Annotated in this window: 14 protein-coding genes, 1 tRNA gene and 1 pseudogene; 12 read left to right on the forward strand and 4 right to left on the reverse strand. The window is 63.1% G+C overall.

Annotated elements, in window-relative coordinates; all coding sequences use genetic code 11:
• Positions 1–21 precede the first annotated feature (21 nt).
• The 6 genes and pseudogenes from BN903_RS16685 (at position 22) to BN903_RS08030 (ending at position 4,553) form a co-directional block, all read left to right on the forward strand.
• On the forward strand, positions 22–477 hold the full coding sequence (locus tag BN903_RS16685) for a hypothetical protein (RefSeq protein WP_154018098.1): 456 nt from the start codon (positions 22–24) through the stop codon (positions 475–477).
• Positions 474–2,645, forward strand: coding sequence for a LamG-like jellyroll fold domain-containing protein (locus BN903_RS08015; protein WP_048077250.1), 2,172 nt, complete (start codon positions 474–476; stop codon positions 2,643–2,645). Before BN903_RS16685 ends, BN903_RS08015 begins: the two co-directional genes overlap by 4 nt.
• 95 nt (positions 2,646–2,740) lie before the next feature.
• Complete coding sequence (locus BN903_RS08020; RefSeq protein ID WP_048077251.1) at positions 2,741–3,067, forward strand: hypothetical protein; 327 nt, start codon at positions 2,741–2,743, stop codon at positions 3,065–3,067.
• Between the two features lie 138 nt (positions 3,068–3,205).
• Positions 3,206–3,271 (forward strand): annotated as a pseudogene (locus BN903_RS18590) (zinc-ribbon domain-containing protein); the annotation flags it as partial.
• 15 nt (positions 3,272–3,286) lie between these two features.
• Positions 3,287–3,781: a hypothetical protein gene (locus BN903_RS15820; protein WP_228841065.1), complete on the forward strand. Its 495-nt coding sequence runs from the start codon at positions 3,287–3,289 to the stop codon at positions 3,779–3,781.
• 151 nt (positions 3,782–3,932) lie between these two features.
• Positions 3,933–4,553: a DUF4145 domain-containing protein gene (locus BN903_RS08030; protein ID WP_048077253.1), complete on the forward strand. Its 621-nt coding sequence runs from the start codon at positions 3,933–3,935 to the stop codon at positions 4,551–4,553.
• Between the two features lie 339 nt (positions 4,554–4,892).
• Here the strand turns inward: BN903_RS08030 and BN903_RS08035 are convergent.
• Positions 4,893–4,966: transfer RNA gene (locus BN903_RS08035), tRNA-Lys, on the reverse strand.
• A 166-nt stretch (positions 4,967–5,132) separates the two neighbouring features.
• Between BN903_RS08035 and BN903_RS08040 the strand changes: the two genes are divergently transcribed.
• From BN903_RS08040 to BN903_RS08060, 5 genes are all read left to right on the forward strand, one after another.
• Positions 5,133–6,116 (forward strand): TAXI family TRAP transporter solute-binding subunit, encoded by a 984-nt coding sequence (locus BN903_RS08040; protein ID WP_048077254.1) that lies wholly within the window; start codon positions 5,133–5,135, stop codon positions 6,114–6,116.
• 4 nt (positions 6,117–6,120) lie between these two features.
• Positions 6,121–6,651, forward strand: coding sequence for a DUF1850 domain-containing protein (locus tag BN903_RS08045; protein WP_228841066.1), 531 nt, complete (start codon positions 6,121–6,123; stop codon positions 6,649–6,651).
• 122 nt (positions 6,652–6,773) lie between these two features.
• Positions 6,774–9,485 carry a TRAP transporter fused permease subunit gene (locus tag BN903_RS08050; RefSeq protein ID WP_048077255.1) on the forward strand — a complete coding sequence of 904 codons (2,712 nt, stop codon included), beginning with the start codon at positions 6,774–6,776 and terminating at the stop codon, positions 9,483–9,485.
• Positions 9,486–9,606: 121 nt separating this feature from the next.
• Positions 9,607–11,073, forward strand: coding sequence for a DHH family phosphoesterase (locus BN903_RS08055; protein ID WP_048077256.1), 1,467 nt, complete (start codon positions 9,607–9,609; stop codon positions 11,071–11,073).
• A gap of 71 nt (positions 11,074–11,144) precedes the next feature.
• Positions 11,145–11,348, forward strand: coding sequence for a hypothetical protein (locus BN903_RS08060; RefSeq protein ID WP_048077257.1), 204 nt, complete (start codon positions 11,145–11,147; stop codon positions 11,346–11,348).
• Positions 11,349–11,396: 48 nt separating this feature from the next.
• Here BN903_RS08060 and BN903_RS08065 read toward each other — a convergent pair whose 3' ends face one another.
• Positions 11,397–12,371: a sugar phosphate nucleotidyltransferase gene (locus BN903_RS08065; RefSeq protein WP_048077258.1), complete on the reverse strand. Its 975-nt coding sequence runs from the start codon at positions 12,369–12,371 to the stop codon at positions 11,397–11,399.
• 164 nt (positions 12,372–12,535) lie between these two features.
• Here BN903_RS08065 and BN903_RS08070 point away from each other — a divergent pair, with 164 nt between their 5' ends.
• A complete protein-coding gene (locus BN903_RS08070) occupies positions 12,536–12,826 on the forward strand; it encodes a transcriptional regulator (protein ID WP_048077259.1) in 291 nt (96 codons plus the stop codon).
• A gap of 30 nt (positions 12,827–12,856) precedes the next feature.
• On the opposite strand, the gene BN903_RS08075 is transcribed toward BN903_RS08070, so the two are convergent.
• Both BN903_RS08075 and hpt read right to left on the reverse strand, forming a co-directional pair.
• A complete protein-coding gene (locus BN903_RS08075; RefSeq protein ID WP_048077260.1) occupies positions 12,857–13,534 on the reverse strand; it encodes a type 1 glutamine amidotransferase domain-containing protein in 678 nt (225 codons plus the stop codon).
• Between the two features lie 412 nt (positions 13,535–13,946).
• A complete protein-coding gene (hpt, locus tag BN903_RS08080) occupies positions 13,947–14,516 on the reverse strand; it encodes a hypoxanthine/guanine phosphoribosyltransferase (RefSeq protein ID WP_048077261.1) in 570 nt (189 codons plus the stop codon).
• Between the last annotated feature and the right edge of the window lie 451 nt (positions 14,517–14,967).

A 14,967-nucleotide genomic window follows, 5' to 3' on the forward strand; every position in this document is an offset into this window, starting at 1 on the left:
CGCAACGTTTCCCATTTCTATATGACTGACATTTCTTGGACGATTCGGACGCTTGATAACGGCATACTCACTGTCCCCGGTGCGATTGGTAGTTCGCTACCGACGTTCGGTGTCGGACGCACCGTCTCGCTACAGTTTCTGGCTGACTCGGACGGTGTCGCATTCGACATCCTCCGCGAGTACGCACGATACAGCAATGAGTCGACGACGAGCACCGGCACCGATATTCGGGGGAAGCCGTGGTATCACCAGTCGATCCACCCAAGTGCTGGGTTCGCGTCGACGCTTGTTCTGATTGAACCAGGAACGAGTGTCGGTGATCTTCAGGACTGGTGGGCAGTTGTTACAGGTGCTTCGATAGCCACAACCCCTGTGGGAACCGGCCGTCGGGTTACACTCGATCTGTTCGTCCTCGCTGAAACGGCCGAGTACTCCGAGCGCCAGTTCGTCGTCGACGAGTTCGAGGCCGGACTATGAGTGATACCGTGCTTACCATCGGGGGCGAGCTCGGAGACGATAGCGCGACGGCGTACGAGAACCTCACCTCGCTCCAGTTTACTGACGCAGCGTCGTCGATGGGCTCTTGGACTGCTACTGTCCCGTTTGAGTCCAGCTTCGCCGAGTCGATCTTCGCCGACGTCTACATCTACCATAACTCCGAGATGCTGTTTCGGGGCGAGCTGGAGTCGTTCGATACCAACTACGCTGGTGGCACTACAAACGTATCCGGGCGAGGTGTACTCGTAGCGCTTGATCGTCGGACAACCAGTGTGTCGTACTCGGACACGACGGTGTACGACGCGCTTCAGGACGCCTGGGCCGACACGCAGTACGACGTCAACGTGTTGCCCCCGAACCGTGGCCTGTTCGACGAAACGTACGTGACGCGGGGTGGACACCGAAACCTGTGGAGCTACGACGGTGACTCGATTACGAAGATCCAGAACGACAACGTTGAGGCGACGCCAGCAGGCACGCTGAAATTCACCAGCACAAACGTCGTCCTCGACGAGGAATTTGGCGATGGATCGCAACAGGCGTCGATGTACCCTGACACGAACGTGGACAGGGTTGGGGTGATACTCGAGACGGTAGAGCCTGTCCAGTCGATGACGATGCGACTCAAGAGCTTCGCGGACGGCGATCTCCACGATAGCAGCATCGAAGTCGTCTCTGACTCGGTGTCGTACGACACTCCACAACGGTTCCACATCTTCGATTTCGAGCTGGGCCAGTCAAACAGGTACTTCCGCCCAGTCCTCGAGAACGGTGACGAGCTGCTGGAGGTTCGACGGAACGAAGCATTCGCTATTGATCCCGCTGGCTATGCGACGATTGACGAGCTCGAGTTGGATGGCACTGAGTTCGAGATATTGCAAGAGCTCCATGACGCTGGAGCCTACACGTTTGCCGTCCGGGACTTCGACACGCTCGATATCAGTGCGTTCCCAGTCAATACCGTTGCTGGACAACCAGACTGGCGCATCGTCGACTCCACGCGGACGCTTGATTACACGGACTACGCCAACCGTGTGACTGTCCACGGGCGCACGCGTGATGATGGAACGGTAAATACCTCGACGAAGATGAATAGTGCCGAGGTGGATCGACTCAGCACCCGTGGAGTCGGAGACGACGGAGTCATCGAGCGCTTCGAAAAGATATCCGACGTCGAGACGCAGTCCGAAGTCGATTCTCGAGCCGAACGATTGCTTGAGGAATCAGTCAACGAGCGCGACGAGTCGGGATCTCTGGAGGTTGCACCTCAACACATTGCGCCCGGATTCACCTACTCGGTGAGTAACTGGGGAGACGCGTTCCCCTACGGTGGCCAGATTGGAACGAGCTCGTTGTACTTCGACGGCGACAGCTACGTCGAGGCCGAATTCCGAGACGAGGATGACTACAACTACACGTACGAGTTCGTCATCCATCCGCAGGAGCTGTTGGAGCTCGGCGACGGCGAGTATCAGACGCTGTTCGAATTCAAGCAGGGCGCGTACGGGAGCAAGCAGTACGTGCGAGTCTACGGGGACGGCAGTGTCCTGTTTGGGGAGGGAAGTGAGGGCGGAAACCGTGCGACACGAGCTCCACCAGGAACAATCTCAAACAATCACCCACAGCGACTCAGTGTTGTGCTTGGGCCCCACCCTGATCGCCGTGTGTACGTCGACGGGCAGCTTGAAGTCGAATTCACTGACTTCGAAGCGGTAACGAGCAAGATTACCGCTGGTGAAACGTACCGAATCGGGGCAGATTTAGATGGAAACCATGGCTTCGTCGGTGGGATCGACGACGCCCGGATTTGGAACGACGCTGCCAAGTCGGGCGACTGGATATTCGAGTACCACAACGAGGATCTCATCGAAGCGGGTGCCGATCTCGACGGGATTGCTGGGTACTTCCGATTCGACGACTTTGCGGATCCTGATTCAGTGACGATTGATGGCATTCCTGACGCGGACGGGCCCGAGTCGAGCATTATCGGTGCCGAGTTCCAATCGACGACGGGCCAGCTCGAAGAGGTACAGTATTCGCTTGGGAGTGGCGAGACGATTAGCCTCGACTTCGATATTTCGGGACGTATCGATACCGAGTTGATTCGGACGCAGCGCGTGTCTCGCTCCAACCGGCGCTCGTTGTAGCTGGAGTTAACCAACAGTCGGGGTGACTCCATGCCGATTGTTGGTTAAAGCCGAGGCGACTGTCGCGAACGCATCTGACTTTCTATTTTCTATCAATGACTAACATTCCAACCGGACTCTTGGAGATGTCTATTACCCTCATCGCCGGGGTGCTATTCACTCTCGTAGGCATCATTTACCGCCGACTGAAGAAGCGGATTACTGAGTTGGAGGAGAACATCGCCCAGCTTGAGTCGCAGCTGTTGAAACTCAAGCGCGACATGGACACTGCCCAGTCATGGATGTTCGGGCTTGATGAGGACGAGACGAACCATGGTATCGCCTCTCAGATCAGCTCTATTAATAAGCGCCTGACACAGCTTATTGACGCACTCCACGACGAGGACGATCTCGAGTTCGAGCGCGACGACGCCGACGAGTAGTATCCTACAGACAGGCTTGGTAATCCCCAATGACGTGCGGGGTGGGATCTGCACCGAGGGGGCCTGTCAGTCTCGACTAGGGGCCATTTCAACGGGTTATATATTAGTGGAAAATCATTTCTGAGTCGGGTAATAACCTTGTCATATTGTACAGAATGCGGTACTGAGGTACAAGCCGAGGCAAGCTTCTGTTCGAATTGTGGGACAGATGTTTCCGATTTGGACACAAGCCAGTCCAGTGACGCTGTTGAGGGAGATACAGACAGCAGTTCGTGGACGACAACAGACAACTCCACAACTGAGGACACAAGCCCCACCAGCAACACAGGGGGGAGATTTTCAGATGTCGATTTTAAACGGCTCGCCATTTCTGTTGGCATCGGGTTTGTTGTAGCGTTGATGGTTGCATTTGGATTTGCTGAATTAGGAGGCGCGGGGTTTTGGGCACTAGTCACTGTCCTCGGTGTGAGCTCGTATCTCTACAAGCAAACAACGAACCGGAAGCGGACGATTGGAATTGGGCTCTACATTATCGCAGCGTGGTTTATTCTCGCTCCAATCTTTTTCTACATCGGTGTTGCAGGACAGTCTCCAAATGATTTCGCTGCTGTTGGTGCCGTCATCGGAATGGTGATCTACGGGTTCATCGGCCTCCTACTTGCTATCGTCACAGGGGGACTTGGATACTATATCAATAAACGCGTAGACGCGTAGCCTTCCACCGTGGTGCTGTCTGTCGCGCACTAAGTCCATATTGTTCCCCGATGACGTGCGGGGTGGGATCCGCATCGAGGGGGCCTGTCAGTCTCATTTTACCGATATTCTAGGGTATTGCTTATTTATCCGGAGAGATATCTATGACAAAATGGACGACAATTATGTCGCTCCGAAGTACAAGGAAGATGGATTTAATTGTCCACATTGCGGTGCATATGCCCAAATTATGTGGAGTACTATGGCATATAATCAAAGAAAAATAGAGGGAGACATTTCAAAATGTAATAGATGTGGAAACTACTCTCTTTGGATGAATCGCAAACTGTGTTACCCACGAACACCGTCGGCATCAAAAGCACATGAGCACATGCCAGACGATATAACGGGAGAATATAATGAAGCGCGTAATGTTGTTGATGAATCACCACGTGCAGCAGCAGCTCTTCTCCGATTAGCGCTCCAGAAACTGCTTGAGAATCATCTTGATACACCTGGTGACGGAATTCACCATGACATAGGCCACCTCGTCGATGAAAACGAGATCCGCCCACGTGTTCAGAAAATGCTTGATGGTGTCCGAATTACAGGAAACAACTCAGTCCACCCAGGGGAGATGGATATGGAAGACGACAGAGATACCGCACTAGCGTTGTTCAAACTCCTCAATTACGTTGTTGATGAAACTATTGGGCGAGATAAAGAGGTAGAAGAGTTCTGGGATACATTGCCTGAACAAGAAAAAGAGTGGGTTGAAGATCGAGACAAGTAGCCACCCTGTCAACGGAAATCTGAATCTAGTATACTAGTTGTAGAGGTAGCACTAACTAACTTCACCCGAACCTAGAACTCTGTCAGTCTCGTTCGCTGTTGCCACAGTTTTGGGTGTTGTGGCGTATCGGTATAGTCGCACGTTGCCCGGCGTCGAGACAGACGTGTCTCCGTGGGGATAACACTCATACGCACGCGGTTTCAAATATGGGCCAGATGCCAGACGGCTCCGGGGCGCGTTCAGTTTCCGAACGAAATCACTCGGCGATTAGCGATGATTCTGGGTTGATCGGCTCGCCATCATGCGATCTACTCGACTCAGTTACGCTAAGTGAAGAAGCGGGCCGGGCGCGATTTGAACACGCGACCGACGGATTAAGAGTCCGTCGCTCTCCCTAACTGAGCTACCGGCCCTCACGAGTTCGTACCGTGGTCACGGTAAAAGGCCTTTTCATTCGACCCCGACATCGGCGGACGTCGTCCGGTCGAATCGCACGGACGCGACCCGACGAGGGCGGTGATCGAGTCCCGCCGGGCGTTGGGGGAACGGTTATCTACTCACGGGGGGTATAGTTGAGGTATGTCTGATAACCCAATCAGCGATCGAATCGACCGCCGGACACTCCTCCGCGGAGCGGCAGCGGCAGGAATCGTCGGCGTCGCGGGCTGTTCCGGAAACGGTGGCGACGGCGACGACGGCAGCAGCGACGTCATCCGGTGGCACGCCGGCGGGACCGGTGGGACGTACTTCCCGCTGTCCGGCGAGTTCGAGGGCATCATCGAAGACGCCACCGACTACTCGGTCGAAGTCTCCTCGACGGGCGCGTCCGTCGAGAACGTCGGCAGCCTCGGCAACGGCGACGCCGACTTCGCGCTGATCCAGAACGACGTCGCCTACTTCGCCCGCAACGGCGAGGGGCTCGACGCGTTCGACGGCTCACCGGTCGAGAATCTCCGCGGCGTCGCGACGCTGTACCCGGAGACGATCCACGTACTGACCAACCCCGACTCCGACATCGGCTCGCTGTCGGACCTCGAAGGCATGCGCGTCAACACCGGCGACCTCGGCAGCGGGACGCAGGTGAACGCGCTCCAGATCCTCGAGTCGGCCGCGGGGCTCACGACCGACGACTTCGACGAGCAGAACACCGACTTCACGCAGGCGGCCAACCAGCTCCGCGACGGGGACGTCGACGCCGCGTTCGTCGTCGGCGGCTGGCCGGTTGGCGCGGTCGAGGAGCTCGCGACGAGCACCGATGTAGGCATTCTGAACCTCTCCGACGAGGAGCGACAGGCGGCCCGCGACGACGCCTCTTGGTTCGCGGACGACACCATTCCCGGCGGCACCTACGGCGGGATCGACGAGGACATCAACACCGTCTCGGTCCAGGCGATGATCGCGACCCGGGCGGAGTACTCGGCGGACATCGTCGAGGGCGTCACCGCGGCCATCTTCGACAACCTCGGGGAGCTATCGATCAAGACGGACTTCATCACGGTCGACTCCGCGCAGGACGGGATGTCCATCGAACTCCACGAGGGCGCGGCGCGCTACTTCGAGTAGACGCGTGATTCCCGGGTTCCGAGGTGCGCTGCGCGCGACCGCCGGTCGGCGGCGTATCGCCGCCGCCGCCCTCGTGGGCCTCCTCGTCGTCGCAGTCGTCGCCGCGACCGTCGGCGGTGTCCCCGGCGGCGACAGCGGTGCGGACCGCACGCTTGTCGTGACCCACGAGAACGGCACGGAACTCGTCGCCGCGCCGGTCGGCGACGACACGGAAGTCGTGATCGAGTACACTCACAGCGTCGAGAAGACGCTCGTCAGAGACGTGTACGTCCCCACCGACGACGGGATTCGGATGACCCGAATGGAGTTCAGCTCGTTCGGCGCGGGCCTGCCGTCGCGCGCCGACGTCACCGAGCGCGACGGCCGATACGTATATTACCCCCCACCGACAGAGTATCGCACGCTTCACCTGAAAACGGGGCTCGTCGCCGATCACGACCTGATCGTCGGCGACCGGCGCTACGACATCGCGGGACTGAGCGAGGGCGGCGCGGTCGAGCTCACCGTCGAGCGCCGCGGGCTGTTCGGGCTGTGACGCGGTCGCTCGCGTGACTCTCGGAGTGGTCGGGGCCTTCGGCCCCGTCCGCTCGGGAGTCGCCGTCGCGCGATCGCGACCGGAGACGGCGGCCGCCAGTGACGCCGGAGGATGATACACCTGTGACGTCGAACACATCTACCGACATCGAACCGGAGGAGGACCCGAGCGAGGTAGCCGAAGAGGTCTTCGAGGAGATAGACAACCGACGATCGCTGTCGGGAGCCGCCGTCGTCGCGGTCGCCGCCGTCGGGATAACCTTCTCGGCGTTCCAGCTCTGGCTCGGCGCCCGCGGGTTCGTCTTCGACTTCGGGATCCCCGGGTACGGGACGATCGACTTGGGCTCGCTCTCCTCGCTTCAGATCCGCGCGATCCACGTCAACTTCGCGCTCGTGCTGGCGTTCCTGCTGTTTCCGGGGTCGAACGGCAGCGGCCTCCTGACCGGTCTCGTCGACCGCGCGGCTCGTGCGGTTTCCGACCGCGCGGGCGACTCGCCCGTTTCGACCGCGGTCTCGGGCGTCCGAGACGCGCTCTGGTGGGTCTTCGTCGACGAGGAGAGCAGTCGAATCACGCCCTCGGACCTTGTCTTGATCCTCTTTTCGACGTTCCCGACGCTCTACTACGTCACGCGGTACAGCGAGATCACGGACGTCATCCGGGTTCGCGGGCTGGGCGGGGCGGGCGACCTCTCCGAGGTGTACCCGTGGCTCGCCCCGCTGGAGGTCGGACCGCTCGCGGAGTACACGCTCGCGTACCTGATGGGCGTACTCGCGATCCTCCTCGTGCTGGAGGCGACTCGACGGGCGCTCGGACTCCTCCTGACGCTGCTCGTGAGCCTCTTCCTGCTGTACGCGAAGTACGGCTACCTCCTCCCCCGAGACCTCCCCGTCGCCCGGACGTTCGCCACCTCGCAGCTCCGCTGGAACCAGATTGTCCAGAACCTCTGGTACACCGTCGAAGGTATCCTCGGCGTCCCGGTGGGCGTGTCGGTGCGGTTCATCTACATCTTCATCCTCTTCGGGGCGTTTCTGGAGATGTCCGGAGCCGGCAAGTGGTTCATCGACCTAGCGTACTCTATCACGGGCACGCGGAAGGGCGGCCCGGCGAAGGCGAGCGTCGTCGCGTCCGGGTTCATGGGGATGCTCTCCGGCTCCTCGGTCGCGAACACGGTGACGACCGGAGCGCTGACGATCCCGCTGATGAAACGCTCCGGCTACTCGCCGGAGTTCTCCGGCGCGGTCGAGTCGTCCGTCTCCTCCGGAGGCCAGATCCTCCCGCCGGTGATGGGCGCGGCGGCGTTCCTCATCGTCGAGTACACCGGCACGCCGTTCCGCGAGGTCGTGATCGCCGCGACCCTGCCCGCCATCGCCTTCTTCTTCGGGATGTGGGTGATGGTCCACTTCGAGGCGGCCAAACACGACATCGGCGGGCTCGCTCGCTCCGAACTGCTCGACCTCGGTCCGCACATGCGCCGCGGGTGGTTCTACCTCGTTCCGCTGGGGCTGCTCCTGTACTACCTCGTGATCGCCCGGCTGTCGGTCGGTCGCGCGGGCTGGCTCACGATCGCCGCGACGATCGGGCTGATCGCCTTGGTCGCCGCGTACAACAGACGGCTCGGTCCCTACCTCGTGGGCACGTTCGCCGCCGTCTACGCGCTGTTCGCGGGCTCGCTGTTCGCGCTCGGTACCACGCCGGTCGGGCTGTTGTACGGCGCTGAGACCGCCGATTTCGGGCTCGTCGCCGCGTTCGGTGAGGCCGCGTCGTCGCTGCCGACGATCGCGACCGTCGTGGGCGTGGCGTTCCTGCTGGCGGACCCGAGCGGCGACGCCCCTCTGCTGGAGTTGGACGACTCGGTCGAGAACTCGATCAACTGGGTCGACGAGCGACTCGGCACCGGGATCGGCGGTACCCGGGCCGGACGGTTCGGGTCGTTCGTGGTGAAGGCGATGGACTCGGGGGCACGGACCGCGACCCTCGTCGTCGTCGCCGTCGCGGCCGCCGGGATCATCCCCGGCGTCATCGGGATCACCGGGCTCGGGGGGAGCCTGCGCGCGCTCATCTTGGAGGTCAGCGGCGGGTCGCTCGTCCTCCTGTTGATCCTCGCCGGGATCGCGGCCGTGATCGTCGGGATGGGGATGCCGACGACGGTGATGTACATCATCATCGTCGTGCTGCTCGGTCCCGTTCTCCCGGACTTCGGGATCGCCATCCTCGCGGTCCACCTGTTCGTGCTGTACCTCGGATTGATGGCCGACGTGACGCCGCCGGTGATGGTCGCCGCGTACGCCGCCGCCGGTATCGCGAAATCGGATCCCTTCGAGACCGGCAAGCAGGCGTTCCTGCTGTCGCTCAACAAGATCCTCGTCCCGTTCGCGTTCGTGTTCTCGCCGGGGATCCTCCTGCTCCGGACGCGGGACGGCGAGGGATCGATCCTGACCGGCACCGACGTCGCCGACCTCGGCTTCTTCGTCCCCGAGGTCGCGGTTCCGATCGTCGCGACGTTCGCCGGCGTGTACGGGCTCGGCGTCGCCATCATCGGCTACTACCACACCGACGTCCGGCGGGGCTCTCGCGCCGCGCTCGTCGCCGCCGCCGTCCTGCTATCGATCCCCGGAATGGTGCTGCTACCGGCGTCGGCGGCGCTCGGTCTCGTCGGCGTCGACGCGTCGCTGTACACGGTGTCGAACGACGTGATCGCCCGCGGCGCCGGTGCCGTGATGCTCGCCGTCGGGCTGATTCGGAACCGCCGCCGCGCCGGAGAGAGGGGCACCTCGACCGGGACCGCTTCGGGCGTCACCGCGACCGACGCCGGCGATGCCGCGGTCGAGTCGTAACGAGCAGAAGTAACTGCGCGTCGCGGCCGGGGGCGGGTCGTTACCGTCGCGTGTCGCGGGCGCTATTGCGGGGGACAGAGAGAGCGCACTCGTTAAGTGTCGTGCCGCGGAATTCCCTCTAATGAGTAGTGGGGCATCCGGATCCGCGCGGACCCGGTACGCCATCCTCGGCTGTGGGAGCGTCGGTCACGCCGTCGCGGAGGAACTGACCGAGCGCGGGAAGGACGTCCTCATCCTCGACCGCGACGAGAGCCGGGTCGAAGCGCTCCGCGATCAGGATCTCAACGCGCGCGTCCAGGACATCGCCGACGCCGACGTCGTCGACGAGATCGGGGACCGCGACATCGTATTGATCCTCGCGAGCGACGTGGAGGCGAACAAGGCGGCCGTCTCGGCGGTCAGGGAGACCGGCGGGGACCACTACGTCGTCGTCCGCGCCTCCGACCCCGTCAGCGAGGACGAACTGCGCGAGCGCGGTGCGGACGTCGTCATCAATCCCTCGACGGTGATCGCGGACAGCGCGCTCCAGTCGCTGGAGACGGGCGAGCTGGAGTACATGGCCCGGCAGCTCGCGGAGATAATCGAGGAGGGCGGCGACCGGATGGCGATCCTCACGCACGACAACCCGGAACCCGACTCGATCGCGTCCGCGACCGCGCTTCAGGCTATCGCCGAGGCGTTCGGCGTCGACGCCGACATCGTCTACTCCGGCGACGTCGGCCACCAGGAGAACCGAGCGTTCGTTAACCTGCTCGGGATCGACCTGCTGGCGCGGGCCGACGCCCCGGACCTGTCGGAGTACGGGACGGTCGCGGCCGTCGACCTCGCGAAGTCGGCCGACGACGGCTTCGACTTCGATGCCGAGATCGACATCTACCTCGACCACTTGGAGGCGGAGGTGCCGTTCGACGCCCGGTTCGTCGACGTGCGGACCAACGTCTCCTCGACGTCGACGATCCTCACGAAGTACCTCCAAGAGTTCGACCAGTCGCCCTCGGAGGCGGTCGCGACCGCGCTGCTGTACGGGATTCGCGCCGAGACGCTCGACTTCAAGCGGGACACGACGCCCGCGGACCTGACGGCGGCCGCCTACCTCCACCCGTTCGCGAACCACGACACGCTCGAACAGGTGGAGTCTCCGTCGATGAGCCCGGAGACGCTGGACGTGCTCGCGGAGGCGATCCAGAACCGCGAGGTTCAGGGGAGCCACCTCTTTTCGACGGCGGGATTCATCCGCGACCGCGAGGCGCTCGCGCAGGCCGCCCAACACCTCCTCAACTTGGAGGGGATCACGACCACCGCGGTGCTGGGCATCGCCGACGACAACATCTATCTCGCCGCGCGCTCGAAGGACATCCGGCTGAACATCGGCAACGTTCTCGACGAGGCGTTCTCCGAGATGGGCGACGCCGCCGGCCACTCGACGCAGGGGTCGCTCGAAATCCCGCTCGGCATCTTCACCGGTATCGAGGCGAGCGGCGAGAACCGCGACACGCTCCTCCACCTCACCGAGGAGGCAGTCCGCCGGAAGCTGTTCGACGCGCTCGGCGTCGAGGGCGGGAGCGGCGACGGGTCGAACGGGTCCTGAAGCCCGTCGACCGCGGCGTCTCGGCGGGGTCGTTTTCCGGCTCGGGAGCGTAGGACCGTTCGCGACGCCACATGTACGTCCCCGACGATCCGCCGGCGAACTGTCCCGCGTGCGGCGATCCGTACGACTCCGTCTCGCGCCACGCGGACGGGTTCGTGGCAAACCTCTTGGACAACGACCGCTACCAGCGGGTGTGTTTCACGCCCGTGAGCGACGCGGGCGGCCCCGCGCTAGACTGTTACCACCACACACACGAACAGGCGGGTACCGACTGAGAGGACGCCGACGGGCCGCAGGGGGACCACTCGGGGGGACCGTCCCGCTCAGAAGCCGTCGCTCTCGGTGATCGAGGTGTACGACCCGATCAGCGCGCCGGAGAGGTCGACGCCTTCGAGCGTGGCCCCCGTGTCGATCACGGAGTTACGGATCTCGGAGTCGGTGATCGTCGCGTCCTCGAAGACGACGGTGCGGTCGAGCGTCGAGTCGGTCACCGTCGCGCCCGACATGACGTGGACGACGTCACCGAGGTCGCTGCCCTCGACGGTCGCGTCGTCGGCGACGAGCGTCCCGCCGTCGAGCGCGTACTCGACCGCGTCGAGGTAGCTCTCCGCGGTGCCGATGTCGAACCACGCGCCGTCGAAGGTGTACGCGTGGACCGCGCCGCGCTGCTGGAGCCACTGGAGGAACCAGCCCGGCTCGTCCGGGTTATTGTCGTCTTCGAGGTACGTCGTGAGCTTCGGCAGCGTCTCGGCCGGGAAGGCGTAGCAGGCGATGGAGACGAGCGTCGACTGCGGGTCGTCGGGCTTCTCTTGGAAGTCGATCACCTCGTCGCCCTCCAGTTGGACGAGGCCGTACGACTTCGCGCGCTCGCGGTCGCCAACGTCGTAGGCGGCGAGCGTCGGCGTACCCTTGTCTTCGAAGAAGTCGGCGAAATCGCCCAGATCGAAGCTGATCATGTTGTCGCCGGCGACGACGATCAGGTCGTCCTCGACGTTCTCGCGCTCGACGAGCTGTTCGAGCGCGCCCACGACGCCGAACTTCTCGTCTTCCTCGACGGTCTCCTCGACAGAGAGCGTCGGCTTCTCGAAGGGACTGTCGTCGAGGTACTCCGCGAACGTGTCGGCGAAGCGCTCGTTCGTCGACACGAACACCTCGTCGATCCGATCGTCGGCCTCCAAGTCCTCGAATATCTCGTCGATGACGGTGTTTTCTCCGACGGGGAGGAACATCTTCGGCCGGTGTTCGGTGATCGGCCAGAGCCTGGTCGCGTAGCCACCCGCGAGTACGACTGCCTTCATACTCGCTCCCTCTCACCCCGGTGACATACCTCTTGCGCCCGACAGTCGGTCGAGCGTGCGCGACCGTCGGACGGAGCGACGATCGGACGGAGCGACGACCGGTGCGACTGCGACCGACGGCGGACCCCGGACGGTTTTACTCGCCGCGCTGCGAACGCTCACTCATGGAGACGACACGCCAGCGCATCGCCGACGCGCTCCGCGAGGAGCCGCGGACCGCGAGCGACCTCGCGGCGACGCTGTCGCTACCGACGCCGACCGTGTACGAACACCTCGAACACGTCTCGCGGTCGATCACGGAGGCCGACGGGGACGGCGGCGAAGAGTTCCTCGTCGCCCCGCCGACCTGCCGCGAGTGTGGGTTCGACGGGTTCGACGACCCCGTCAACGAGCCGTCGCGGTGTCCCGAGTGTAAGTGCGAGCGGATCGAAGAGCCGACGTTCGTGATCCGCTGACCCGCGGACCGCGTCTGCCGATCGTCGAGTCTACAATTCGTCGAGCAGGGTCGCGGCCGCGTCGGCCGACGAGCCCGGGCCGCGCGCGGTGATCAGGTCGCCGTCGACCGTGACGCTCGTGTCGGCGTCGAGTTCGGCGTCGAACGCCGCGCCGGCGAGGACGACCTCGTCTTCGACCCAGTACGGGAGCTTCCGCCCGTCCGGCATCACGTCGCGGTCGTCGACGATGTCCTCTTCCCACTCGTTCGGGAACCCGGTGATCGAGCGCCCCTCGACGAGCGGTGTCCCGTCGGCTTCGCGCGTGAACGCGAGGATGCCGACCGCGTGACAGACGACGAGCGCCACGCTCTCCTCGCCCGCGACCGCGTCCAGCAGCAGCTGACGGGCGTGTCGGTCCTGGTTCACGTCCCAGACGGTGCCGTGGCCGCCGGGGAAGACGACGGCGTCGTGGCCGTCGGCCTCGACCGCGGCGATCGGTTCCGGATCGTTGAGTTCCGGGTGCTCCTCGTCGACCTCGCGGAGTTTGGCGACCCGCTCCTCACCGCCCGCGGCCTCCGGGTCGAGCGAGCGCTCGTCGACGACCGGCGGCGACCCGGACGGCGTCGCGACGGTCACGTCGACGCCCTCCGATTCGAGGGTCGTCAGCGGCTCGATACACTCCTCGGCCCAGTAGCCTTCCTCGCTTACCACGAACAGCGCACTTGTCATGTGTACCTCGCAATTCGCGACCTCCACGGAAAAGACGCCCGTGGCCGGCAGCGACGCGGGGCGGACGTGTGGTTTATAAATAGGAACGGTAGTGCGGTGGCGCGTGCCTGCGAGCGGTTCCCACCGGCGACCGCGAAGCAGTACCGCGCGAGGGAGTCGGTCGCCGAAGCGAAGCGGAGGCGACCGACGAGGCTGGGGAGGCGTGAGGTGCTGTGCGGTGCGGGGCGGGACTCGAAGGGGCAGTCGGGAGGACGCCGCAGGCGACGGCAGGACCGCAAGGAACGAGCGAAGCGAGTGACTGAGGACCGCCCCGAGCGTGCGGCGTCCTCCCGACTGCCCCTTCGATAATCCTGATCCTGGTGCGATCAGTTCCGTCGTATCGATCCGAAAAAATATCGGAGACGCTCGTGTCTTACTCGTCGCCCTGGGCGTCGACGATCACGACCTCGCCGTCCTCGACGGTGACGTTGATCAGCGTCTTCACGTTGTAATCGGTGTCGTCCAGCTCGTTCGGGCCGGCCTTCTTGATCACGGCGACGACGTCGACGACCTCCGCGCCGACCTCGTCGGTGAGCGCGTCGAGGATGGCCTTCATCGTGCCGCCCGTCGAGAGCACGTCGTCTAAGACGAGCACGCGGTCGCCCTCCTCGACGTCGTTGATGTACATCTCCGACTCGGAGTAGCCCGTCTCTTGGAACAGCGGGACCTCTCCCTCCAGTCCGTACTGGCGCTTGCGGATGACCACGAGCGGAATGTCGGTCATCAGAGAGAGCGCGGTGGAGATGTGGATCCCCATCGCGGCGGGCGTGACGATCTTGTCGACGTTCTCTAGCTCCGCCTTCCGGATGATCCGGATGACGATCTCCCGAAGCAGCTCCGGTTCGAGCATGGGAACGCCGTCGCTGATCGGGTGGACGAAGTACTGGTACTCGCCTTTCTCGATGATCGGCGCGTCGAGGAGCGACTGCCGCAACTGGTCCATGTCGCGGGTACTCGGGCAGATTAATAAAGCGTGGCGGTTGCGGGATCGAGGTGAGAGTCGATACCACGACGATACTGTGTGACTGGTCGTCCCACGGCCGAGACCCCCGAAGCCCCGGTCAGTCGCTACGATGAAGCCAACCCTGTGACCGACACTCCCGAAGCCCCAGCCGCGAAGCCGTCAGACGCTCGCTGTCGTTCGAGACGCCGAAGGCGTCTCGTGATGACGAAACGGCTTCGCCGTTTCGAACCACGCGCCTCACTCGGTCGCTATCGCTCCCTCGTTCAGTGCTTACGTCGCCTCTGACGGCTTCGCGACTGCCCCTTCGAGTCCCGCACCGCACAGCACCGCACCTCACGCCTCCCCAGCCTCGTCGCTCGCTCCGGGCTCCCTCCGTCGCCGTCCGCTCGCGACTACGTCGTGGGAGGCAAGGACGACACAGGGGAGTAGG

This window comes from Halorubrum sp. AJ67, from assembly GCF_000513435.1.